The 23,209-nt window shown below is 68.9% G+C and carries 18 protein-coding genes; 12 read left to right on the forward strand and 6 right to left on the reverse strand.

Annotation, left to right across the window (positions count from 1 at the left end; all coding sequences use genetic code 11):
• Window positions 1-26: 26 nt before the first annotated feature.
• From Rhe02_RS38530 to Rhe02_RS38560, 7 genes are all read left to right on the forward strand, one after another.
• A complete protein-coding gene (locus Rhe02_RS38530) occupies window positions 27-1,481 on the forward strand; it encodes an APC family permease (protein ID WP_203913427.1) in 1,455 nt (484 codons plus the stop codon).
• Window positions 1,474-2,484 carry an acetamidase/formamidase family protein gene (locus tag Rhe02_RS38535; RefSeq protein ID WP_203913428.1) on the forward strand — a complete coding sequence of 337 codons (1,011 nt, stop codon included), beginning with the start codon at window positions 1,474-1,476 and terminating at the stop codon, window positions 2,482-2,484. The genes Rhe02_RS38530 and Rhe02_RS38535 overlap by 8 nt, the downstream gene beginning before the upstream one ends.
• A gap of 243 nt (window positions 2,485-2,727) precedes the next feature.
• Window positions 2,728-3,546, forward strand: coding sequence for a L,D-transpeptidase family protein (locus Rhe02_RS38540; protein WP_203913429.1), 819 nt, complete (start codon window positions 2,728-2,730; stop codon window positions 3,544-3,546).
• 53 nt (window positions 3,547-3,599) lie between these two features.
• Window positions 3,600-4,307 carry a SanA/YdcF family protein gene (locus tag Rhe02_RS38545; RefSeq protein WP_203913430.1) on the forward strand — a complete coding sequence of 236 codons (708 nt, stop codon included), beginning with the start codon at window positions 3,600-3,602 and terminating at the stop codon, window positions 4,305-4,307.
• Window positions 4,308-4,379: 72 nt separating this feature from the next.
• A complete protein-coding gene (locus tag Rhe02_RS38550) occupies window positions 4,380-5,339 on the forward strand; it encodes an SMP-30/gluconolactonase/LRE family protein (protein ID WP_203913431.1) in 960 nt (319 codons plus the stop codon).
• Window positions 5,340-5,446: 107 nt separating this feature from the next.
• On the forward strand, window positions 5,447-6,724 hold the full coding sequence (locus tag Rhe02_RS38555; RefSeq protein ID WP_203913432.1) for a hypothetical protein: 1,278 nt from the start codon (window positions 5,447-5,449) through the stop codon (window positions 6,722-6,724).
• 194 nt (window positions 6,725-6,918) lie between these two features.
• Window positions 6,919-10,395, forward strand: a complete 3,477-nt coding sequence (locus Rhe02_RS38560; RefSeq protein WP_203913433.1) for a PQQ-dependent sugar dehydrogenase — start codon at window positions 6,919-6,921, stop codon at window positions 10,393-10,395.
• 55 nt (window positions 10,396-10,450) lie between these two features.
• Here the strand turns inward: Rhe02_RS38560 and Rhe02_RS38565 are convergent, their stop codons facing one another.
• The 5 genes from Rhe02_RS38565 to eccB are packed head-to-tail and all read right to left on the reverse strand — an operon-like array spanning window position 10,451 to window position 15,236.
• A complete protein-coding gene (locus tag Rhe02_RS38565; protein ID WP_203913434.1) occupies window positions 10,451-11,638 on the reverse strand; it encodes a hypothetical protein in 1,188 nt (395 codons plus the stop codon).
• A complete protein-coding gene (locus Rhe02_RS38570) occupies window positions 11,635-12,144 on the reverse strand; it encodes a SigE family RNA polymerase sigma factor (RefSeq protein ID WP_203913435.1) in 510 nt (169 codons plus the stop codon). The genes Rhe02_RS38565 and Rhe02_RS38570 overlap by 4 nt, the downstream gene beginning before the upstream one ends.
• Window positions 12,145-12,202: 58 nt before the next feature.
• Window positions 12,203-13,423 (reverse strand): hypothetical protein, encoded by a 1,221-nt coding sequence (locus Rhe02_RS38575; RefSeq protein ID WP_203913436.1) that lies wholly within the window; start codon window positions 13,421-13,423, stop codon window positions 12,203-12,205.
• Window positions 13,416-13,787, reverse strand: a complete 372-nt coding sequence (locus tag Rhe02_RS38580; protein ID WP_203913437.1) for a hypothetical protein — start codon at window positions 13,785-13,787, stop codon at window positions 13,416-13,418. Before Rhe02_RS38580 ends, Rhe02_RS38575 begins: the two co-directional genes overlap by 8 nt.
• Before the next feature lie 30 nt (window positions 13,788-13,817).
• Window positions 13,818-15,236, reverse strand: a complete 1,419-nt coding sequence (gene eccB / locus Rhe02_RS38585; protein ID WP_203913438.1) for a type VII secretion protein EccB — start codon at window positions 15,234-15,236, stop codon at window positions 13,818-13,820.
• 37 nt (window positions 15,237-15,273) lie between these two features.
• Between eccB and Rhe02_RS38590 the strand changes: the two genes are divergently transcribed.
• Together Rhe02_RS38590 and Rhe02_RS38595 are read left to right on the forward strand one after the other, a co-directional pair.
• Window positions 15,274-16,368: a type VII secretion protein EccE gene (locus Rhe02_RS38590; protein ID WP_203913439.1), complete on the forward strand. Its 1,095-nt coding sequence runs from the start codon at window positions 15,274-15,276 to the stop codon at window positions 16,366-16,368.
• Window positions 16,365-17,054, forward strand: a complete 690-nt coding sequence (locus Rhe02_RS38595) for a hypothetical protein (RefSeq protein WP_203913440.1) — start codon at window positions 16,365-16,367, stop codon at window positions 17,052-17,054. Before Rhe02_RS38590 ends, Rhe02_RS38595 begins: the two co-directional genes overlap by 4 nt.
• Before the next feature lie 38 nt (window positions 17,055-17,092).
• Here the strand turns inward: Rhe02_RS38595 and eccD are convergent, their stop codons facing one another.
• Window positions 17,093-18,481 (reverse strand): type VII secretion integral membrane protein EccD, encoded by a 1,389-nt coding sequence (gene eccD / locus Rhe02_RS38600; RefSeq protein ID WP_203913441.1) that lies wholly within the window; start codon window positions 18,479-18,481, stop codon window positions 17,093-17,095.
• Window positions 18,482-18,523: 42 nt separating this feature from the next.
• Here eccD and eccCa point away from each other — a divergent pair, with 42 nt between their 5' ends.
• The 3 genes from eccCa to Rhe02_RS38615 all read left to right on the forward strand — a co-directional run bounded on the left by eccCa (window position 18,524) and on the right by Rhe02_RS38615 (window position 23,180).
• Entirely contained in the window at window positions 18,524-22,450 is a 3,927-nt protein-coding gene (gene eccCa / locus Rhe02_RS38605; protein ID WP_203913442.1) for a type VII secretion protein EccCa, read from the forward strand.
• Between the two features lie 71 nt (window positions 22,451-22,521).
• Complete coding sequence (locus tag Rhe02_RS38610) at window positions 22,522-22,860, forward strand: WXG100 family type VII secretion target (RefSeq protein ID WP_203913443.1); 339 nt, start codon at window positions 22,522-22,524, stop codon at window positions 22,858-22,860.
• Window positions 22,861-22,877: 17 nt separating this feature from the next.
• A complete protein-coding gene (locus Rhe02_RS38615) occupies window positions 22,878-23,180 on the forward strand; it encodes a WXG100 family type VII secretion target (RefSeq protein ID WP_203913444.1) in 303 nt (100 codons plus the stop codon).
• Window positions 23,181-23,209 lie beyond the last annotated feature (29 nt).

Below are 23,209 nucleotides of genomic sequence, written 5' to 3' on the forward strand. Positions count from 1 at the left end.
TGATCACTAGTAGCTGCGAGGTCCAGATGACCGATCAGACTGCTCCGGCCCCGGCCACCCTGCGCAAGGATGCCATCGGGCTCAGGGAAGTGCTCTTTCAAAGCATCACGGACATGGCCCCCGCCGCGGCCATCGCGGCTTCCATCCCGGCCGGCGCTGCTTTCGCCGGTGGCTCGCTGCCGCTTTCCGTGGTCTTCGCCCTCATCGCCTGCCTGTTTTGCGCTGTATGCATCTCCGAGCTCGCCAAGCATCTGCCGGCGGCCGGATCGCTGGCCACCTACGCGGCGCGCGGTCTGCACAACGGGATCGGGTTTTTGGTGGCGTGGGCCTACACCCTGGTCGGGGTGCTCATCCCGCCGCTTGTCCTGCTGCAGCTCGGATTCACCACCGCCGCTACGCTGAGTTCCGAGTTCCCCGGCTATCCGGCCGATCTGTGGTGGCCGTGGACGGTGCTCGGCGCGCTCATTGTCATGGTCGCCGGGCTCTATGGGATCCGGACCTCCACCAGACTCGGTACCATATTGGGAATCTTCGAAATCGGCGTCTTCGCCGTCCTCGGCGTGTTGCTCGTGCTGCACGCGGGCAGCGACAACACGCTGTCCGTCTTCACCACCGCGCACACCCCCAACGGGGAGTATCACGGGCTGACCGGGGTCATCGCCGGTTCGGTCTTCACCATTCTCGCCTTCGGCGGATTCGAGGGCGCGGCCCCGCTGGCCGAGGAGGCGCGCGATCCCCGCCGCACCATCCGCCGCGCCGTGCTGGGCGCGACGCTGATAATCGGCGCCCTCTACATCTTCACCACCTACGCCGTCGATGTGGCTTTCGGGCCGGACAGCTTCCTCACCTTCACCAGCTCCGGCCCGGACTCGTGGGAAGGCTTGGCGCGCAGCCTTTACGGCGTTTTCTGGGTGCTGGTCTTCCTCGCTATCGTCAACTCCACCATCGCCAACGCCAACGCGGGGGTGAACGTCTCCAGCCGCACCGCCTACGCGATGGGCCGCATCGGCGCCTTCCCGTATGCCTTGGCGCGCATCGGAACCAAGCATCGCTCGCCGCACGTGGCGATCCTCATCGTGACCGCGGCGACGATTGTGGTCGCGCTGGGTCTGGGCTTCAGCTACGACCCGGTGACCGCCTTCGCGATGGTCGGCACCGGCATCGTCATCCTGCTGGTGGCCAACTACATCGTCGCGAACGCGGCCTGCCTTGGCTATTTCACCCGGCGCAGGCGGGAGGAGCTCAACGTCTTCCTGCATATCATCATCCCGGTACTGGGCATCGCCGCATTCGTGCCGGCCTGGCTGACCGCCGCCGGTCTGCCGGTGTTCTCCTTCGTCCCCCACCTGACCCCGCCCATCTCCTACGCCGGCCCGGCCGTGGCGGTGTGGATGGTGCTCGGTTTGCTTGTCATGATTTGGTTGTACGTGCGCCACCCGCAGCGGGTGGCCGACGTGGCCAGGGTGCATCTCGATGAGTAGCGTCCAGGTCTTCACCTACCGCCCTTCGGCCAGCGAGTTCGCCTGGACCTTCGGCGGGGCCGCCCCCGTGGCGCGGGTGGCCCCGGGCACCGTGCTGGAGGTGTTCACCGAGGACTGCTTCGCCGGACGGGTCCGTGGCGTCGACGATCTGGTGTCCCGGGTGGTCGAATTCCCCTACGTCAACCCGCAGACCGGCCCGTTCTACATCGACGGCGCCGAGCCCGGCGACACGCTCGCGGTGCATTTCGTGTCGATCGAGCCGGCCCGTGACTGGGGCGCGTCGACCACGGTGCCGCTGTTCGGTGCGCTGACCTCCACCCACACCACCGCCACGCTTCAGGATCCCCTGCCGGAAGTGGTCTGGATCTACCAGTTCGACAAGGCAAACCGCTTGTGCCGCTTCGAGTCGCGCTTCGGGGACTACACGGTCGATCTGCCGATGGACCCGATGCACGGCACGGTCGGGGTCGCCCCGGCGAACCTGGAGGCGCGTTCCTCGCTGGTGCCCGACGCGCACGGCGGCAACATGGACACCCCCGAGATGCGCGCCGGGGTCACCTGCTACCTGGGCGTCAACGTGCCTGGCGCGCTGTTCTCCCTCGGCGACGGCCATGCCCGCCAGGGCGAGGGCGAGACCTGCGGGGTCGCCGTGGAATGCGCCATGAACACGGTGGTCATCGTCGACGTGGTCAAGGGGCGGCCGTGTCCGTGGCCCCGGCTGGAGTCCGATACGCACATCATGAGCACCGGATCGGCCCGCCCGCTGGAGGACGCCTTCCGCATCGCCCAGGTGGATTTGATCCAATGGCTGCAGGCCGACTACGGGCTGGCCATGCTGGACGCCTATCAGCTTGTGTCGCAAGGGGTTGAGGCGCCACTGGCGAACGTCGTCGACCCCAACTACACCGCGCTGGCCAAGATGCGCAAGGAATGGCTGCCCCGCACGCCGGCGATGGACGACACCCATGCCCGGCTGCGCGCGATAGCCGCCGCCTACCGCTGAGCCGAAACCCAGATCCACAAATGGTTCCAGAACGGTGCATAGCACCTGGTGCCGCCGCCTGGGGCAGCGCCCGCTGCACGCTACTGGTTAGATGCCTCGCATGCAGATGGTCGCAGGGATCCTCGGGTTCGCGATCGCTCGTGACTGAGTGGGCAGACCGGCACGTCTGATCGGCCACAGCTTGCAACTGACCACAGCCACGAAACGTCTAGTGATCGAGCTGGGTGCAATGGGGAGGAAAGAATGAAGCGATTCGTGCTGGGGCTGGCCGCTGTCGGGTTGGCGGTGGGGGCTGCGGCCTGTCAGCCCACGTCGGCCAGTCCGGTCTGGGACGCGGGCGGGCCGACGTCGAGCGCCCCGTCGCCGACCGCTTCACCGAGCGAAACCCCGGCCCCGGCACCCACCACCGCCGCGCCTTCGCCGACCACCCCGGCGACCACGGCACCGGCCAAGCCCGTGTGCACCAAGGGGAAATATCAGCTCGAGGTCGAGCAGATCCTGGTTGCTATGGGCGGGTTCGGCACGGTAAAGGCCGATGGTGAGCAGTCCGACAGCGACTGTGCTGCCATCAAGAAGTTCCAGAGCCGGTTCGGCCTGCGGCCGGTGGACGGCAACCCCGGCACGGCGACCCATGATGTGGCGAAGCGGCTGAAGGCCAGCGATCCGAGCCTATGTGAAGCCGGAACAGCGCTGACCGCTTGTATCGACCTGACCCATCAGACCACCTGGCTCATGAAGGACGGCAAGGTAATCCACGGCCCGACCGTGACCCGGACAGGGTTCAACCACCCGGACGGCCACGGGGCGCCCACCCCGTCGGGGACCTACAAGATCATCGAGCGGCAGCGCAACAACTGGACCGAGACCTTCAAGGTGTACCTGCCCTACTGGCAGCGAATCATGGACGACAACGGATTCCATGAGACGACCAGCTACATCCATGACATGTCGCTCGGCTCGCACGGCTGCGTCAACCTGCTGCACGTCGACGCCGTCGCCTACTGGGACACCATCACCGTGGGCACCACGGTGAAGCTGTTCGGCCGCCGGCCCGGCACGTGAGGATGGGCGCCAATCTCGGCGGATTTGTGCCCGGGTAAGGCATCATGGTGGTCATGAGCGCCGTCGCTCCGCCCGTGGGCGGCAACGGCCGCCGGGTGTGGTGGCGGCGGCTGCGCCGTACCACAGCGGCAATGATTTTGGTTTTGGTGGCGACCGTGGCTGCCAGCTTGATCTGGGTGCGGGCAGCTTCAGCCGGTCGCATATACACCCTGGACGATGTCCCGGCCCGCCCGGTGGCGCTGGTGCTGGGGGCGCAGGTCTTCGCCGACGGCACCCCATCTCCGTTCTTGCAGGCACGGCTGGCGATGGCCCGCGACCTCTACCGGGCGGGCAAGGTGCGTGCCGTGCTGGTGTCCGGGGACAACATGAACTTCGGCTACAACGAGCCCGATGCCATGCGCGCCTGGCTGATCGCCGAGGGCGTGCCGTCGGCGAAGGTGGTGGCCGACTACGCGGGCTTCGACACCTCCGACTCCTGTCAGCGGGCGCACCGGATTTTCGGGGCCACGTCACTGATTGTGCTGACCCAGAGCTTCCACGTCCGGCGGGCGGTCGCGCTCTGCCGCGACGCGGGCATCGACGCGATAGGCGTCGGCGACGACTCCGTCGCCGTCTACCGCGCGAGCTGGAAACGCGCCCTGGTGCGGGAGCAGGGCGCGACGGTCAAGGCGCTCATCGATGTGGTCACCGGTCAGGATCCGACCCATTGGGGCCCTCGCGAGACGTCGCTCGACGAGGCCGTGCGAAGCGAGATCAAATAGGCCGCGACCAGCTGGGGATCGGTGGCGTTAGGCGAAAGGCAAGACCTTTCGCACCCAACTGGAGTAACACTGATGCAAAGCGTGTCAAACACCCGCCCGTGGCTGGCCCGGTCCCGGTGGGCAGTCCTCCCGCTGCTCATGCTCGCCTCCGCACACACTCTGGCGGCCCCGGCTCAGGCGGAACCGTCGATCGTCGTGCCATCGACGATCGTGCTGCCGGGCGCCACCTCCGCCGAGGGCATCGCCGCGGGCGAGGGAACCACGTTCTACGCCGGCGACCTGCTGACCGGTGACATCTTTCGCGGCGACATCGCGAAGGGCACGGCCGAGCTGTTCATCGAGGTGCCGGACGGCCGCCAGGCCGCGGGCATGGCGGTGAGCAAACGGCACGATCTGCTGTTCGTCGCCGGCGCCTCGACCGGCCAGGCCTACGTCTACAACACCGACACCGGGGTCACCGTCGCCACCTACCAGCTCGGCGAAGCGGACACCTCGCTCATCAACGATGTCACGATCACCAAGCAGGGCGCCTGGTTCACCGACAGCCACCTCGCCCAGCTCTACTTCATCCCGATCGACGCCTACGGCGAGCTGGGCGAGTTCAGCACGCTCCCGCTGACCGGCCCGGCCGCCGACACCGGCGACGAGTTCAACCTCAACGGCATCCGCGCCACCCCGGACGGCAAGACCCTGATCGTTGCCCACAGCGGCAACGGCGAGCTTTACACCGTCGACTCGCAGACCGGCACGAGCGCGCTGATCGCGGGGGTCAGCGTGCCCAACGTCGACGGCATCGAGCTGGAGGGGCGGCGGCTGTGGGCCGTGCAGAACTTCTCCAACCAGGTGTCGCGGATCAAGCTGAGCGCCGATCTGACCAGCGGGGTCATCACCAAGGTCATCACCAGCGAGCTGTTCCAGACCCCGACCGCGGCTGCGCTGTTCGGCAACGTCCTCGCGGTCGTCAACGCCAAGTTCGACACCGGCTTCCCGCCTACCGCGGACCAATACGAGGTTGTGCTCGTGCACGCCTGATTGCTTGCGCCAATCGCACCCGCCGGTCCTACCTGGGCCGGCGGGTTTCTGTCCTAATAGGACTGTGAATTCGGCCGAAGTTGCGGAGATCTGTCATCCTTCGCTTCATGGCCGCAGCTGCTCCCACTCACATTCTCCGGGCCGTAGCGGCAGCTTTGGCTGGTGCCGGGGTGGCGGCTTTGACCGCCGAACGCCTTTTCGGGTACGCGCCGATGTTCCTCGGCGAGAGCCTGACCTCGGTGCAGCGCCATCTCTCCGCGATCCTCGCGCTGGCGGCCGTGATGACGATCGCGGCGGTTTTCGCCTTCCGCTCGCTTCGCCGCGCAGGCGGCTGGCTGGTGCCTCTCGCCGGCCTGGCTGTGGTGCTCGGCTGCATCTGGCTGTTCACCTATCAGCCCGAGCTGGCCGAGACCGGTCAGGTCCCGCTCACCATCGGCTACGGGATAGCGCTGGGCGGCGTTCTCGCCGCCGCGGCGGCCGGTGGCTCGCGCGAGCGGGTTGCCGTCGCGATCGGCGTGGCCTTCGGCCTGGCCACCGGTGCGGCCTCGATCCGCCTGATCACCCCCGAGGTTCGGCTCGGCTCGAACCTGCCCCTGTATGCGACGCTGCCGGTTGCCTTGGTCGCGGCGTGGGTGGTCGTCGCGGCCTCGCTGTCGCCTCGGCCCGCCGAGCCTTCCGCGCAACGCCGCGGGCTGCTCATGCCGATGATCCTGGCGGCCGCGCTCTACGTGATCGTCCTGGTCGGAAACCCGCTGCGTCCGTCTATTGTGGACGGATTCTCCAGCAGACGGGGCTTGTCCGCCGAGTACTCCGCGGTCGGCCTTGCCCTGTTGGTCGCTCTCATCCTTGTCTGGTACGGATACCGCGTCGGCAAAGCACAGCTGGCCCGCTGGCTCCTGGTGTGCCTGGCCCTGGCCGGGCCGGCCACGCTGAGCGTGATCGGTTTCCAGTACGGCCGCTACGGAACGGGGATGGCGATGGTCGCGGTGGCCGCCGTCGCCGCCACGGCGGGCGGGCTGCTCGCCCACTATGTCGTAAGCGACCTGCCCTGGGAACTGATCGGCATCGGCGCGGCGGCCCTGGGCATGGTGTTGAGCTCGGTGGCCCAGCGCAGTGGCCCGCCGTCGGCGGCCCTGACCGTGTTGCTCATCGCCGGGGGTGTCGCCTTTGCCTTTGGCAGCGGGCTGGTGAGTCTTCTGGGCACCATCGCCGAGCCGATGACCGCGCTGTCGCTCGGCCTGGTGACTTTGATCCTCGCGGCCGACGCCATGCGGCCGGCCACCATGATTGCGTTGCAGCCCATCGATTCCGATGCCCCACGGCTGTCGGTTTCCGTCGTCTCGGCGCTCGCCGCGCTGGGGATCGTTGCGCTTCGCCCGAGGTGAAGTCACCTAGGCGACTTCACTCACAGTCTGAATCGACTGCGAATACAGACCGAAAGACCGATCCGCAAATTGTCCGTTGTGGACGGATCGGGGGGAGATGACCTGCGCATCGTCTGGAAACCGACACCACCAAAAGCCCGAAAGAATGTATAGCGTGACCCAAATCGTGCGGTGGAAACGAATTGGGGAGACAAATGTTGCGCAAACGAAGTATGCGCGGGTTGTTAGCGGTGGCCCTGGTAGCCGCCGCGATCAGCCCATTGCAGGTGGCGCCCGCTGAGGCGATCGCTCTGCCCAGTGGCTTTCAAGAACAGGTCGTGTATTCGGGGCTGACCCAGCCGACCAATATAGAGTTCTCCCCGGACGGGCGGGTGTTCGTGGCGGAGAAGGGCGGCCGCATCAAGGTTTTCGACGACCTTGCCGACACCACTCCGACCCTTTTCGCCGACCTTTCCACCAATGTGCACAACGTGTGGGACCGTGGCCTGCTCGGCATGGCGCTGGCGCCCAACTTCCCGGCCAACCCCTGGGTGTACGTCCTGTACACGTACGACGCGCCGCCCGGGCAGACCGCGCCGGTGTGGAACGACGCGTGCCCCAACGCCAACAACGGACTATGTGTGGTCACCGGCCAGCTGTCCCGGTTGCAGGCCAACGGCAACGTGATGACCGGAACCGAACAGGTGCTCATCCGGGACTGGTGCCAGCAGTACCCGAGCCACTCGATCGGTGACCTCGCGTTCGGCGCGGACGGCATGCTCTATGTCACCGGCGGCGACGGCGCGAGCTTCAGCGCGGTCGACTACGGGAACCTGCCCTCGGGCAGCCCGACCAACCCGTGTACCGACCCGGCCAACGAGGGCGGCGCGCTGCGCGCGCAGGACCTGCGTACCACCGGCGATGAAACCCAGCTCGACGGCGCCCTGCTGCGGCTCGACCCGGCCACCGGCGCGGCTGCCCCCGGCAACCCGCTGATCGGCTCGGCCGACGCCGACGCGCGCCGGATCGTGGCGCACGGCCTGCGCAACCCGTTCCGCCTGACCATGCGCCCCGGCACCAACGAGGCCTGGATCTCCGACACGGGGTGGAACACATGGGAAGAGGTCGATCGGGTCATCGATCCGACCAGCGCGGTCACCAACTTCGGCTGGCCCTGCTACGAAGGCGCCGGCCGCAACAGTGGTTATGAGAGCGTCGGTTTGGCGCTGTGCACGGGCTTCTACAACCAGGGCGCGGCCGCGCACACGCAACCGTTCGTGGCGTGGAACCACTCCAGCAAGCTCGTCCCGGGCGAGGCCTGCCCGACCGGCAGCTCCTCCTCCACCGGGGTGGCCTTCTACCCGACCAGCGGCGGGCCATACCCGGCCGCGTATCAGGGCGCGGTGTTCTTCGCCGACTACTCGCGCAACTGCATCTGGGCTGCCCTGCCCACCACCCCTGGTGGCCTGCCCAGCTCCTCGAACGTCATGACGTTCGGGTCGGCCGCGTCCAGCCCGGTCGATCTCGAGGTTGGCCCGGGTGGCGAGCTCTACTACGCGGACCTCAACGGCGGGGCGATCCGGCGGATCCGCTACTTCCCCGGCAACCAGCCCCCGGACGCGGTCATCGACGCCACCCCCACCCAGGGGCCCACGCCGCTGGCAGTCAGCTTCAACGCGACCGGCTCGACCGACGCCGATCCGGCCGACGACGGCAGTCTCACCTACGCCTGGGACTTCACCGATGACGGCACGACCGACTCGACCTCGGCGACCCCGTCGTTCACCTACACCACCGCGGGCACCTACACGGCGCGGCTGACCGTGACCGACACCCTCGGCGCGACCGACACGGCCACGGTGACTATCAGCGCCGGTAACCAGGCGCCCACCGCGGTGATGACCACACCGGTGGTGGGCACGACCTGGAAGGTCGGCGACACCATCGCGTTCTCGGGCACCGCCACCGATCCGCAGCAGGGCACCCTGCCCGCCTCGGCGCTGGCGTGGCATCTGCGCATGCAGCACTGCTCCGATGGGGGCAGCTGCCACGTCCACTCGATCCAGGACTTCACCGGGGTGGCCAGTGGCTCCTTCATCGCGCCGGATCACGAGTATCCGTCCTATTTGGAGCTTGAGCTGGTCGCCACGGACGCGCAGGGCCTGACCCACAGCGTGGTCCGCCGGCTCGACCCGCTCACGGTGTCGCTCACCTTTGCCAGCAACCCTTCCGGGCTCCAGCTGACGGTTGGCTCGACGGCGGCGACGACGCCTTTCACACGTACCGTGATCCAGGGTTCGGCCAACACCATCTCCGCACCCTCCCCGCAGGTCTCCGCCGGGACGAACTACGCCTTCAGCACCTGGTCGGACGCAGGCGCGCAGTCCCATGTGATCACCGCACCCACCACACCGGCGACCTACACCGCCACCTACGCCCCGGGCGCTCCGGAGACGTTCGGCAACACGCAGATCGGGTCGCAGACCGACAGCGGCGACATCAACTACATGAATGGGTCGCGCTTCGTCACCGGGTCCAGCCCGTTGGCGATCAACTCCATGTCGGTCTACGTACGCGGAGTTCAGGCCGCGCCGAACAACCAGTTCCAGCTGGCGATCTACGCCGATGCCAGCGGATCGCCCGCGGCTCGGGTGGCCTCGAGCGCCTCCGGCCCGCTGACCGCGAACTCGTGGAACACCAGGCCGGTTTCGGCCACGCTGGCGGCCAACACCGCCTACTGGCTGATGTACAACACCAACGGCGACAACAACATGGCGTTCACCATCGGCTCGGCCGGACAGGGTGGCTGGGGCACCGCCGCCCAGCCCTTCGGCACCTGGCCGGCCACGTTCGGGCCGTCGGTGAAGTCGACCTACCGGTTCTCCATCTACGCCACCGCCGGTGTGGACACCACCGCGCCGACGGTGACCTCGACGGTTCCGGGGGCCGGCGCGACCAACGTCGGGCTCACCACACCGATCACGGTTCAGTTCAGCGAGCCGATGACGGCAGCGTCGATCACCTCGGCCAACCTCGAGCTGCGTACCGGCGGCAACCTGGTCAACCGCACCGTCAGCTATGACGCGGCGGCCAACCGGGCCACCATCACGCCGGCCGCGGCCCTGACCGCCTCCACCGGGTACTCCGTCACGGTCAAGGGCGGCGCCACCGGGGTCGGTGACCTGGCCGGCAACAAGCTGGCTGCCGATTACACGTTCTCGTTCACCACCGGGGTGGTCTCCCAGGTCCTGGGCTACGACCAGATCGGTACGCAGACCGACAGCGACGACATGAACTTCATGAACGGGTCGCGGTTCACCACCGGCTCGGCCGCGATGAGCGTCACCCAGGCGTTCGTGTACATGAAGTCCGTGCAGGCAAGCCCGGCCAACCAGGGCCAGATAGCGATCTACACCGACGTGTCGGGCTCACCCGGCGCTCTGGTCGCCTCCACCGGCAGCGGCACCCTTACCGCCAACTCGTGGAACAGCATGGCCATCGCCGCCACGCTGTCGCCCAACACGTCCTACTGGTTGATGTACAACACCAATGGCAACAACAACCTCAGCTACGACACGGCCTCCGCGGGTTCCGGCGCGTGGAGCGTGGCGTCGCGGCCCTTCGGCACGTGGCCGCCGAGCTTCGGCTCGTCGGTGCTGAGCAACTTCAAGATTTCCATCTACGTCCGTTAGTGAACGCAAACGGGTCCCTCTCAGCCGGCAGGCTGGGAGGGACCCTTCCTTTTGTTCAGCGACAGCTCCAGCGCACGGCCAGCCCGGCGAAGGTCTCGTCGTGCAGGGTTCCGACGACCTGATGCCCGTCGTCGCTGATGGCGGCGATCACCCCGTCCGGCTGGAAGATTCCGCCGCGGTTCACGCCTTGGTACCCGTCAATATTGGACGGCAGCGCGATCACCTCACCCGAGACCAGCCTCAGCGCGGGCTCGCCCACGCCGCCGGTCGATCCCAGGGCGTTCACCGTCCAGGCGACCGGCGCGGGAAACACGACAGAGCCACCGGTGCTCCTGTTCCAGCGGACGTTCACCAAGCGGCCAGAAGTCATGAACCGCCCGATAATCCAATCGCCACGGATCGCCGTCGGCCCCACCCCGCCGGTGTCGGAATATCCTGCCGGAGGTGCCAATCGCTCGACCGTGCCGTCGGGCCGCCACAACAGACCGACGGTATCGCCCTCTCCGCTGGCTACCTTGGCCACCACCGACCCCACTATGTAGCCGTCATCCGAGATCGCCACCGCCCAACCCCGGGCCCATTCGCCGGGCGGAAGAGCCAGCTTCTCCGGCTGAGCCGACGGGTTGCGCCAGACGACCGGCCAGTCGCCGACCACGCCCACGATGATCAGGCTTTCGTTCAGCGCCCTGGCCGTCGCGTTGTCGCCGGCCAGGCGGGTCGTCTTGCCGTTGCGATAGGTCCAGCTGACCGGATTGTCGCCAAGGTAACTGGTGCCGATGGCGACGCCTGAGGTGGTGATGTCCTCCAGCGTCGCGTCGTCACCGCTCATGGCCACCGTGTTGACCGTGTCGCCGTCCCACAGCAGCAACCGCTTGCCTGCTCCCTGGGGATAGGCCCGGCCCAGGATGAAGCGGCCCGACGGGTCCGCTCCGGTGACGAAGGCCTTGCGGGGATAGCCGGGCGGCTGCGGCAGCTCGCCGGCCACACAGCTCACGGTGGGGCCTGCCGGCTTGGTCGGCGTGGCGGACACCGACGCCGGGTAGGCCGGGATCGGCCGGGGCGGCGCATCGTGCCAGACAGACAGTCCAATAACGACAGAAGCGATCGACAGGGCAGCCCCGCCACCGGCCATCATTCGCCCGCGACGGCGGCGACGCCTGCCGCCGTCCTTGGCACGCTGCGCGACGTCATAGACCATGGCCTGGTCGGACAGCTCATGGAGCAGGTTCCTCAGCTCTGTCATGTCAGCACACCCTCCCGTGAAAAGTCGTCGAGCTCCGGTGCCAGCTGACGCAGCCGGGTCAGGGCAAGGCTGGTCTGGCTTTTGACGGTGCCCTCGGAACAGCCGAGAACCTGCGCCGCATCCGATACCGGCAGATCCTCGAAGAAGCGCAACACCACCACCGCCCGCTGCCGCGGCGTCAGCCGGGACAGGGCACGCTGCAGCACCACCCGGCGCACCACGTCCTCCGCCTCATCGGCGCTGGGCGCGGGCTCGGGAATGCTGTCGGTCGCCGTCTCCAGCCGGGTCTTGCGCCAGATGGACACGTGCTCGTGATAGAGCACCCGGCGCACATAGGCATCCGGCGCACCCGAGCGGCGGATCCTCTTCCAATGCTGCGCAACCTTTTCCAGCGAGGCCTGCAGCAGATCCTCGGCTGCGTGGTGGTCACCGGTCAGCAGGAAGGCGATCCGTGATAGGCGAGCTATCCGCGCCTGCAGGAACTCGCCGAAGTCGTCGTCTTCCACACCCCATTACACGTGATCTCAGCGCGGCCCGTTGGAGGCAGTTTCTCTGCCGCCCGGTTCAGCTGTTGAGCACCGATGGGGCGGCATCGTCGTCGGGGTCGGCCCAGTCCACCGGGTCGGGCGCGTGCCAGGCCCGGTCCGGCGAGCTCACCGAGCCGCCGACGCCCGCTGGGGCGATGCCGCCTGCCCCGGTAGCTCCGGGGGCGACCCCGCCCATGGGCGCCATCGGCATCGCGCCACCTGTCCCGCCCATGCCCGCCGCGGATGCGCCGGCGCCGCCGACACTTCCCGAGGCGCCCGTCGCGCCGGAGCCGCCGGAACCGCTCGAGCCGCCGGAACCACCGGAACCGCTCGAGCCACCAGAACCGCCGCCGGAGCCGGAGCTGCCGGAGGTACCTGAGTGGGCAGACGTGGAGGAGGTGGACTGACCGCCACCGGCGACCTCGACACCGAGCGTATGACCAGCGAGATGGCCCGGGCGCAGGGACTGTGCCCAACCCGAAGCGCCGCCAAGGACTCCTGACCCGAGCGAGAGGTGATGGGACTGGGTGGATGAGGCAGCCGGGCCCGAGGAGGTGTGCTGTCCGTGCCCGTGGTGGCTTCCATGGTCGCGGCCGTGATCGCGACTGTGGCCGTGGCCGTGATCACGACTGTGGCCGTGGCCGTGCGTCGCCCCACCCGGACCGGCCCCTGCTCCGACGCCGCTGGCCAGGCCCGTGCCGACCGCGCCGGAGGCGGGCAGGTCCATCGGCGCCTCGGGAACCATCACCGGCCACCTGCCGTGATCGGCCACGCGATAGTCGGCGGCGAGCTTGGCGATGAGGCGCACCATGCGTTCGTGTGCCTGTGCCCTTTCCACCGAAGGCAACACCCGGCCCAGGCTCCTGCCGACCACACCGTCGACGAGATCGCCGACCGAGAAGGCTGAATTCGGCACCAGCGCGGGTGGCGGCTCGGCCCGGTGCTGGGTCTCGCGCAACGAGGAAGCCATGACCGACAAGCCTGTCCGCAGCGCGTCGGCCTCATCGGCCAGGGTCTGCGCGTAACGCGCGATCAACTCCAGCCGGTAGTGGAACTCGCGGCTGCCCTGGCTGCTCCAGGCGGGCAGCAGCCGTTGCAGATCGTGGCGCAACGCGGCCGCGATGGTGCCCGCGGTGTCGCCGAGGGAGGCCCAGGTGTCGGCGACGGTGTCGACCTGAGGCGACGACCCGGCCTGCAGCATCCGGTAAAGCTCCTGATGGCTCAGGTGCTTGTAGCGCTCGTAGAATTCGTCAGCCATGGACGCGACCATGCTCAAGCCCTTCGCCGATCAGGCGCAGGATGTCGGACAGGTTGGCGGTGTTGAGCGCCTCCACCGAGTGGTAATCGGCGATGATGGCGGCCGTGGCCGCGTGCGCCGCGGTCAGCGCGACGATGAGGCGGCGTAACCGGGCAAGGTATTCCTCGCGCAGCTGCTGATGCCGCTCCCCGGTGTGCTTGGCATCCTCGAACCCGCCCAGGGCCGGCGACGCACCGGTCGCGCCCACCACCGCCGGATCGATTCTGGCCAGCATCGCGTAGGCCTCGTCGAGCCGTGCCTGGAGGGTCCGATGGAAGTCGGCGAGCGACAGGGTGTCGACGACGACGAAGTCTTCCGCGCCCATGCCGCATAGTCTAATCGATACGCCTCACTTCTAGGAGCTAGGCCGAACAGGCGAAACCGCCGGTGCTCCAGCGAAACGCGTCGCCGCGTCGGGATCAAGGGAGGGCGCGGTGGGCACCAGGGCGAGGATCGATGCTGGTACCGGCACCGGGCGGACCCCGCCATAGCCCAGCGAAGTGAGCACCTGATCGGATTTGTCACGCGGCATCGGGTACTTCAAGCCCTGATCGGTGACCAGAAAGATGGCACCCGCGGCGGACTCCTGCAGGGTGCTCACCACGGCCGCGTGCCCGCCCGGGACGGTGACCCGATCGGCGGTGACCACTCCGTCGCTTCCCAGCCCACCCGCGATCGGGGCCGCTTCGTCCACGGTCACGCCATCGGCGATCTGGGCGTAGGCCTCGACGGTGATCTGCGGCTGCGCCCGCTCGCCCGGCCCCCGGTACGCGGCACACGCCATCGCGGGCGCACCACCCGCCCGCAGCGCGGGTATGGCTCCAGGAAACCCGGACGGCTCAAGCCTGGCCTCGGTCAGCGCCCGGCCGGCCTCCTGAGTGGAGATGTCCGTGGCCGGGGTTCCGCCCGCCAGCAGCAGCCGGGTCATCACCTCGCCGATCGGGGAAAGCCCGCTGGCAAGCATGACGTAATGCTGTGCCCCGCCCCGGAACAGCTGACCGATCTTGGCCGACTTGCCGTCGACCTGCCGCGAAGCCGTGCTTCCTGAGCCGGGCACGGTCGCGGCGACGAGGTCGGGCCCGGCGGGGATGGCGTTGAGGAACGCCTCACCCACCGCGATCGGCCGCACCGCAGCCCATTCCAGCGCGGTCAGCGTGGTGTTGCCCCGTACCAGCAGCCGGTGATCATGCCAGAGCAGAAAGAGCCCGGCCGGGCCGCCGCTGACCAGCAGCCCACGCTCGTCGAGCCCGGCGCCACCGGGCGGGATCCGGCCCGCGAACACGTGGGTGGCGATCTGCACCGAGGTCGCCGAACGCGGCGCGCTGCACACGCTCCAGGGCAGGCCGAGCAGGGACGAGCGCCCCGGCAGGGTGTCCGGCGCGTTGGCTATCCCGACTGCCCGGCCGCGTGGAATGTCCAAAAGCGAGCGTGCGGACATGGGCACCACAGGCGGGTTGGCCTGGCCCAGGATGAGCCGGGCCGAGGTGTAGTTGAGCACGGGGTGCAGTTTTCCTTGCAGATAAAGGTATCTGGCACCGGTCTCGCGCTCGATGAGCAGCGTGTTCTCGGCGGGACGGCGGCCGCCCGGGTTGAGCAGGCCGTAGACGCCCACCACCGCCAGAACGATCGCGGCCACCATGACACTGCCGAACACCGCCATGGCCAGCCGCCGCATGGGCAGGTCAGGCGCCTCGGGCTCACCGGACAGCAACGCGGAGATGATGCGGCGCGTGACAAACCGATGTGCCTGCACTTGCTCGCGCCTGGTCCGCATGCGCGCAATCCTAAGACGGCGTCGTAGGATTTTGTCTATGTCTGTGACCGCGGGCCGGTTCGGCACCGCTCAGCTGGTGGCTGTCGAGCTGGCCGCGCTCGCCGGGGGCGGTGCGGCCGTCGCCGGTCCGCCGGTCGCGCTTGGCCTGGGCGGCGCAGCGGCTGTGCTGCTGGGCGGCGCGTTGGGGCGGGCCCGGGGCCGATGGTTCTATGAGAGCGCCGCCGCCCGCCTGCGGCACCGCTGGCGGGTGATGACACCACCCAGCCAGCTGGCCGGGCTGGCACCCGATCTGACGGTCCTGCCCATCACCGACCGGGGCAACGCGATCGGCATCGGCCAGGACAGGATGGGCTGGTTCGGCGCGGTGGCGATCACCGGATTGGACGGTCACGTCACGCTGCGCCTGGACTGGCTGGCCCGGCTGCTGTCCGACTTTTCGGTGCCGGTCACCAGCCTGCAGGTGGTGGTCAGGCAGGCGCCGTTCGCGCACCCGCCCGATGAGCGCACCCACTGCGCGATGTCCTATCGCGAGCTGCTGGGCAGCGGGCCGGTGCCGGTAAACCGCGAGGTCTGGCTGGCCGTGCGGCTGGGGCCTTCCGACGCGGCCGATGCCGCGGCCGGGCGCGGTGGCGGGGTGGCCGGCGTGCACAAGGCGATGACCGCCGTGCTCGCCCGCATCGGCACGGCACTTACCGCTTCGGGTTTGGTTCATCGGGTACTGGACGCGCCCACCCTGCGCAGAACCCTCCTGGTCACCTGTGGCGTGCCCCGCGTCGGCGGGGTTCGCGAAAAGTGGACCGGCTGGCACTCCGGGGGCCTGGTGCACCTGGGCTTCGCCGTGCGCGCCTGGCCGGCGAACCCGCCCCCGGGATTGATCAACCAGCTGGCCCAGGTGCCGGGCGCCTCGGTGGTGAACACCGCCGTCGTGCTTCGCCCGACCGGCTCGCCCCAGCCCGCGGTGCGGGTGCTGCTGCGGGTGGCCTGCGCCGCCGACCGGATAGCCGAATGCGCACGCCAGGCCCACCGCACCGCGAATCAGTTGGGCACCAAGCTGATCCGGCTCGACGGCGAACACGCCGCGGCCGTCTACGCGACCGCCCCCACCGGCGCCCCGTTTGGAGTCACGCCATGAGGAAAACGGCCGCGCCCGAGCACGGCCTGCGGGCCGGGCTGGGTGCGCTATCGGTGGAAGCCGGGCACGCCGCGCTGGTGCTGGGCCGTGACCAGACCGGCGCCGCGGTCTCCATGCAGCTGTTCCGGCCACAGCCGACAGTGGTCACGCTCGTCGGCGGGTGGTGGGCCGCACGCATACTGCTGTTCCGCTGCTTGGGTTTGGGCGTGCAGGTGGCGGTGCGGGCCGCGGGTGGCCTGGCCAACACGGCCCAGTGGACCGAGCTGGACGCCGCCGCCGGGGCCACCGGCCAGCGGGTCTGGCCCATGCCCGGCGACGTTTTATCCTGGCAGCCAACGGAAGTGACGCGGCTCCTGCTGCACCTCTACGACACCGGGCCGGCCGGGCCGCCGGTGCAGCCGAGCCTGGGCAGCTGGCAAACCCAGCTCACCGTGCTGCCGCAAGCAACCGCGGCCGGCGCCTGGGCCATCGCCGGCGCCGACGTGGTGCTGGCCCAGCGGATGGAATGGGAAGAGGCAGTGGTGCTGGCCAACGCCCTCGGGCTCGGCGAGCCGACGGTCGCCCTGCTGACCTCACTGGAAAGCGACATGGTGGCGGTCTGCGCCCGCGGCATGAACACCTACGCCTGGCTAGCCCCCACCTCCGTAGAACGCCGCCTCTTCGGAAATAACCCAGGCGCGCGGTAGCCGCGCGCTAAAGCAGCGCGTGAAGCGACCCTCCAATTTCACCCCCGGATGGTGCGGATCCAGGCGTAGAGGCCGCATACCCACATGGCTAGGGGGACCAGGCCGAGGATGAGGACGATCTCCAGCAGGTCGAGGAGCCTTCCCCAGATCGGTGAGCGGCGGCTGGCGCGGCGGGCTAGGCCGAAACCGATGCTGATGGCCGCGATCGCGATGGTGACGCCGAGAATCGCGGTCAGGCGCGTCTGGTACCCAGCGGAAAGGAAAAGGGCCAAAATCGTTGCGCCCAGGGCGATCGCGCCGCAGCACAGCAGGCACAAGCGCTGGGCGCGGCTGCGAAACAGGCGGGCGCGCGCCATCAGCACCAGACCGAGCACAGCGGCCAGGGCCACCCCGGCGGTGCCCGCGGTGGAGGTGGAAACAGCAGCCGCAGCCCCGATCAACGAGACCGCGCCCAGCATGCCGGTGAGGAAACCCTCGGCGCGGGCCGACCGCTGCAGCACCCGGGCGCCGTCCACGGTCTCGGTGTCGCTCTTGAGCGCCTCGGCCTCGGTCGGCACGGTCGGGATGGGCAGACGGGCCAGGCGATAGGCGAACATCGGCAGCGCGGGCAGGGTGGCGAAGGCGAAGGTGGCCACGATCGCCGCCGCTGCCGGTGCGGCGACGCCGAAGACCAGGCAGACCGCGGCTGTCAGTTGCAAAGCGACAGTGACCACGCCGATGGCCAGGAAGAAGGGTGCCGCATCGACCACCCCGATCGCCGCGACAACGGTCACCAGCAGCACAGCCGTCACCGCGAGCAGCACATGCGGGCCGGCCAGCGAACCCAGCGAGCGATCCTCGGCGGTGATCAGGAGCCCGCCGACGGCCGCGTAGACCATCGCGACCGCGGCGACCACCACACCGGCGCCGCTGTCGCCCACCGCACGCGCCAGAATCACGGCGGTCACCAGCATCACCAAGGCGGTGGCGAGCCCGATCAGGCCGGGCAGCAGCTGCGGAGGCCCGCTGAAAAGCAGCACCGCGGCACCGCCCAGCAACGCGACCGCGCCCAGCGTGAGCCCGAACAGGCGGGTCATCGCCGGCACCCAGCGGCCCGGCCGGTCGTTGGTGGCGGTCGCTACCGCGTCCACCACGTCGTCGAACAGGAGCATCGGCGCCTCGCCCCCATGCGGGCGCAGATAGAGCAGCTCGCCGTCGCGAACCTCCAATTGGAACGGAGTGCGCGAGCTGTCCAGCGCCATGCCGCCAAGACGCGACAAGGCCCAGCCCGCAGCCGCGCCGTCGCCGGCCTCCTCGCCGCCGGCGTAGTGCAGCAAGGTCGGCAGCAGGTCGGCCAGCGGCACGTCTGACGGCAGCGCTAGGTCGATCCGCGTGCGCGGTGCAACAAGCGTGATCCGGCTAAGCCCGGCGTCCCCTACACTGGCCACCGCGATAGATTACCTACAATGTTCCGTCCGGGGAGGGGCGATTTGAGCACGGTCCTCTACCGCCGGCCACCGCGCCAGCCGGGGCCGCAGATGCCTCGTGGCGAGCTGCTGCTGGAATCCCCACCGCCGCTGCCCACACCGCTGCCGCGCAGCCTCGGCCAGCTGCTGATGGTGCTGCCGATGGTGTGCGGCGTGGGCGCGATGGCGTTCATGTACGCCGGCCGCGGCGGCGGCGCCACCACCTGGATCGTGGGTGGACTGTTCGGCGTCTCCATGCTCGGCATGGCCGTCGGCTCGATGGGTGCCAGCGGCGGCAGCCGCAAGGCCGAAGTGGACGCCGCCCGCCGCGACTACATGCGCTATCTCGCGCAGACCCGCCGCCAGGCGCGGCGCGCCGCGGCCCAGCAGCACGCCGCGCTGCAGTGGCGTCACCCGGCACCCGAAGCGCTCTGGTCGATCTGCGAAGCCCGCCGGATGTGGGAGAGGCGCAGCACCGACGACGACTTCGGCGAGGTGCGGATAGCCGCGGGCTCGCAGCGGCTCGCGGTGAGCATCGTGCCGCCGGAGACCAAGCCGGTGGAGGACCTGGAGCCGATGTCCGCGGTGGCGCTGCGAAGATTTGTGCGGACCCATTCCGCGGTACCGATGCTGCCGCTCGCCGTCCAGCTGCGTGCGTTCAGCCGGGTGGTGCTGCGCGGCCAGCGCCCGCCGGTGATGGATCTCGCCCGCGCCGCGATCGCCCAATTCGCCGCGCTGCACTCCCCCGACGATGCGTTGATCGCCATCGTGGCACCGCCGGAGCGGGAGGCCGATTGGGATTGGACCAAGTGGCTGCCCCACTCCCAGGACGAGAGGCGGGTCGACGCGGCCGGTCCGCAGCGGCTGATCTTCGACTCGATGTGGGCGCTGGAGGAGGTCTTCGGCACCGACCTTTCCACCCGGCCCCGGCACAGCTCCGACGCCAAGCCGCTGACGACGGCGCCGCACCTGCTGGTGGTGCTCGACGGCGGCGAGGTGGCCTCGACCTGCCAGCTTTACGGGCAGGGCGTGCTCGGCACGACAGTGCTCGACCTGTCCGGCATGGTGCCGCGCGACAGCGGCCGGTGGCTGCTGTGCCTGGAGGTGACCGCCGACCGGGTCGCCGCCGACCGCGGCGACAAGGTCACGCCGCTGGGCCGCCCTGACCGGCTGACCGCTGTCCAGGCCAACGGTTTGGCCCGCCAGCTCGCCCCGTTCCGGCTCTCCCATCAGACCACCGAGGAGGAACCCACCTCGCGGGTGATGGAGCTGCCGGACCTGCTGGGGCTGGGCGACGCGGCGGCGGTGGACCCGATGCGCACCTGGCGGCCCCGGCCCAACCGGGAAAGGCTGCGCATCCCGCTCGGGATCGGCCCGGACGCCAACACCATCGAGCTGGACATCAAGGAAGCGGCACAGGAGGGGATGGGCCCGCACGGGCTCATCATCGGGGCCACCGGCTCGGGCAAGAGCGAGCTGCTGCGCACGATCGTTTCCTCGCTCGCCATCAACCACTCCTCGGAGGAGCTCAACTTCGTCCTGGTGGACTTCAAGGGCGGCGCGACCTTCGCCTCGCTGGACGCGCTGCCGCACACCAGCGCGGTCATCACCAACCTGGCCGAGGAACTGTCCATGGTGGACAGAATGCAGGACGCTCTCGCCGGGGAGATGACACGCCGCCAGGAGTTGTTGCGCGCGGCCGGAAACTATGTCTCGCGCTATGACTACGAGCAGGCGCGCGTTGCCGGTGAGCCGCTGACTCCCCTGCCCAGCCTGCTGGTCATCTGCGATGAGTTCAGCGAGCTGCTCGCGGTCAAACCCGATTTCATCGACCTGTTCGTGATGATGGGCCGGCTGGGCCGTTCGCTTGGCGTGCACCTGCTGCTGGCCAGTCAGCGCTTGGAGGAGGGCAGGCTGCGCGGCCTGGACACCCATCTGTCCTATCGCATCGGCCTGCGCACCTTCTCGGCCATGGAAAGCCGGATCGTGCTCGGGGTTCCCGACGCCTACGAGCTGCCCAACGCCCCAGGACATGGCTACCTCAAGTCCGATACCCAGACCATGCTGCGGTTCCGGGCCGCCTATGTGTCCGGGCCCTACCGGCGCTCGGGGCTGCCGGCCGCTTCCCAGGCGGCGGTGAGACGGCAGATAGTCCCGTTCGCGGTGGGCTTCCTGCCCGCGCCCGCGGCGCCGGCGGAAGAGCAGCAGGCGCTGCCCGCTCGGGAGGAGGAGGTCGGCAAGCAGACGAGCATGCTCGATGTGATCGTCAGCCGCTTGCAGGGCAAGGGAAGCCCGGCACATCAGGTCTGGCTGCCGCCGCTGGCCGAGCCGCCGAGCCTGTCGGAGTTGCTCGGGGACATGGTGGTGGACCCGGCCCGCGGGCTGGTCGCGGCGGGCTGGCCCGGCGCGGGCAGAATGACTGTCCCGGTAGGGATCGTGGACCGCCCCTACGAGCAGCGGCGCGACCCGCTCGTCGTGGAGCTGGAGGGCGCCAGCGGAAACGTGATCATCGTCGGCGGCCCCCGGTCCGGCAAGAGCACCATGCTGCGCTCGATGCTGTGCTCGCTGGCGCTGACCCACAGCCCGCGTGAGGTCCAGTTCTTCTGCCTCGACTTCGGTGGCGGCACCCTGCGCGGGCTGGAGGGGCTGCCGCACCTTTCGGGGGTGGCGGGGCGGCGCGACACCGAGGCGGTACGCCGTACGGTGGCCGAGGCGACCACCCTGATCGACGAGCGGGAGGCCCGCTTCGGCAAGCTCGGTGTCGAATCGATCGAGGAATACCGGCAGCGGCGCGCCGGCGGTCTGGTCGAGGACGACCCGTTCGGCGACGTCTTCCTGGTCATCGACGGCTGGGGAACGCTGCGCCAGGAATACGAGGATCTCGAGGCCCCGATCGCCAACATCGCCAGTCAGGGCTTGGGTTACGGCGTGCACGTGGTGCTCACCGCCAATCGCTGGGCGGAGATCCGGTTCAACCTGCGCGACCTGTTCGGTTCCCGGCTGGAGTTGCGGCTGGGCGATCCGAGCGACTCGGAGATCGATCGGCGGGCCGCGACCAACGTCCCCGAACGCTCGCCGGGGCGCGGGCTGACCCGCGACAAGCTGCATTTCCTGGCCGCGCTGCCACGCCTGGACGGCGTTGCCGATCTCGTGCAGCAGGTGCGCGACTCCTGGCCGGGCGAGCCCGCCCCGAGCGTGCGGTTGCTGCCCAGAATGCTTACCGTGCAAGAGCTTTCCCGGCTCGCTGATCCGGCCGCCCCAGGTCTGCCGATCGGCATCAACGAAACCGCGCTGGCACCGGTGAACCTGACCCTCGACAGCGAGCCGCATCTGATCGTTTTCGGCGACGCGCAGTGTGGCAAGACCAACCTGTTGCGGCTCATCGCCACTTCACTGGTGCAGCGGTACACACCGGACCAGGCCCGAATCATGATTGTCGACTACCGGCGCAGCCTGCTCGGCGCGATCGAAGGCGATCACCTGCTGGAGTACGCGCCTTCGGCCAAGGTGGTCGAAGAAATGGTGGCCGGGGTGCTTTCGGCGATGAACAACCGGCTGCCAGGCCCGGACGTGACACCGGAGCAGCTGCGCAACCGCACCTGGTGGGCCGGACCCGAGCTGTATCTGCTCATCGACGACTACGATCTGGTGGCCGCGCCGGGCCGCAGCCCGCTGGCCAGCCTGGCCGACCTGCTGCCCCAGGCCCGTGATGTCGGCCTGCACGTGGTGGTGGCCAGGCGCTGCGGTGGGGCCAGCCGCGCCATGTACGACCCTGTGCTGCAACGTCTTCGAGAGCTGGAGATGCCGGGCCTGATCATGTCGGGCAGCCGCGACGAGGGCGTGCTCTTCGGAAACTCGCGACCCAGCTCGCAACCGCCGGGGCGGGGAACGCTGGTGCGGCGCAGTGATGGCACAAATCTTCTCCAGATCGCCTGGCTGGATCCGGCGTAAGCCCTTATGTCAATGCGGTGCGTTCGGCTACCGTGGCAATTCAGGGACATCGAAATATTTGGAGGTGACCGATGGCCGTCGAGAAGTTCGAGAGCGATCGCGAATCCCTGGTCCACGGTGCTACCCGGGTGCGCGGCACCCGCTCAGATGTCATGGGTGACCTGTCGAAGCTGCGCAATGTCATCGACGACCTGGTGGCCCACGGCTGGCACGGCACGGCATCGACTGAATTCACGCAGGTGATGTCGTCCTGGGACCGGAACGCGAACAGGCTCACCAATGCCATGGAGGAGATTGCCAAGCTGCTCAACGACAGCGGCGCGCAGTTCTCCGAGACCGACGATCAGCAGCGCAAGATGATGTTGCAGACCAAGGATTATTCCGGCGCGCTCGGACAGCGCCTCTCGTAGACAGATCGGGGTGTGGGATGAGCCAACCAATCCGGGCCGACTACCCGCATATGGAAGCGGCGGTCGCCGCCATGCGGGAAATCTCGACGGTCATGGACACGAAGCTCGATGAGCTGCGCAAGGAACTAACTCAGGTCAAGTGGGTCGGCCAGGCCGAAGAGGCATGGCGGATGCACCAGGCCGAGTGGGACGCCGCGATCAAAGAGCTCAACAACCTGCTGAACATGATCGCCATGAAGGTCGGCGAGGCACGGCAGAACTATCTGGACACCGAGCACACCGTGGCGCGTACCTGGAACAACGCGTCCATCGGCGGCTGAGGTAACACAGCGCCACTCGCTAGCTTGCA

The sequence above is a fragment of the Rhizocola hellebori genome (genome assembly GCF_016862955.1).
In the GTDB taxonomy this organism is placed as follows: Bacteria; Actinomycetota; Actinomycetes; order Mycobacteriales; family Micromonosporaceae; genus Rhizocola; species Rhizocola hellebori.

Excerpts from the sequence above, each read along its gene's own strand:
- Rhe02_RS38540 (WP_203913429.1), top strand. The coding sequence starts at position 2,728 with ATGAAGCGATTCGTGCTGGGGCTGGCCGCTGTCGGGTTGGCGGTGGGG.
- Rhe02_RS38530 (WP_203913427.1), top strand. The coding sequence starts at position 27 with ATGACCGATCAGACTGCTCCGGCCCCGGCCACCCTGCGCAAGGATGCC.
- Rhe02_RS38610 (WP_203913443.1), top strand. The coding sequence starts at position 22,522 with ATGGCCGTCGAGAAGTTCGAGAGCGATCGCGAATCCCTGGTCCACGGT.
- Rhe02_RS38590 (WP_203913439.1), top strand. The coding sequence starts at position 15,274 with ATGTCTGTGACCGCGGGCCGGTTCGGCACCGCTCAGCTGGTGGCTGTC.
- Rhe02_RS38545 (WP_203913430.1), top strand. The coding sequence starts at position 3,600 with ATGAGCGCCGTCGCTCCGCCCGTGGGCGGCAACGGCCGCCGGGTGTGG.
- Rhe02_RS38535 (WP_203913428.1), top strand. The coding sequence starts at position 1,474 with ATGAGTAGCGTCCAGGTCTTCACCTACCGCCCTTCGGCCAGCGAGTTC.
- Rhe02_RS38550 (WP_203913431.1), top strand. The coding sequence starts at position 4,380 with ATGCAAAGCGTGTCAAACACCCGCCCGTGGCTGGCCCGGTCCCGGTGG.
- Rhe02_RS38615 (WP_203913444.1), top strand. The coding sequence starts at position 22,878 with ATGAGCCAACCAATCCGGGCCGACTACCCGCATATGGAAGCGGCGGTC.
- Rhe02_RS38560 (WP_203913433.1), top strand. The coding sequence starts at position 6,919 with ATGTTGCGCAAACGAAGTATGCGCGGGTTGTTAGCGGTGGCCCTGGTA.
- Rhe02_RS38580 (WP_203913437.1), bottom strand. The coding sequence starts at position 13,787 with ATGGGCGCGGAAGACTTCGTCGTCGTCGACACCCTGTCGCTCGCCGAC.
- Rhe02_RS38595 (WP_203913440.1), top strand. The coding sequence starts at position 16,365 with ATGAGGAAAACGGCCGCGCCCGAGCACGGCCTGCGGGCCGGGCTGGGT.
- Rhe02_RS38565 (WP_203913434.1), bottom strand. The coding sequence starts at position 11,638 with ATGACAGAGCTGAGGAACCTGCTCCATGAGCTGTCCGACCAGGCCATG.
- eccB (WP_203913438.1), bottom strand. The coding sequence starts at position 15,236 with ATGCGGACCAGGCGCGAGCAAGTGCAGGCACATCGGTTTGTCACGCGC.
- Rhe02_RS38575 (WP_203913436.1), bottom strand. The coding sequence starts at position 13,423 with ATGGCTGACGAATTCTACGAGCGCTACAAGCACCTGAGCCATCAGGAG.
- Rhe02_RS38555 (WP_203913432.1), top strand. The coding sequence starts at position 5,447 with ATGGCCGCAGCTGCTCCCACTCACATTCTCCGGGCCGTAGCGGCAGCT.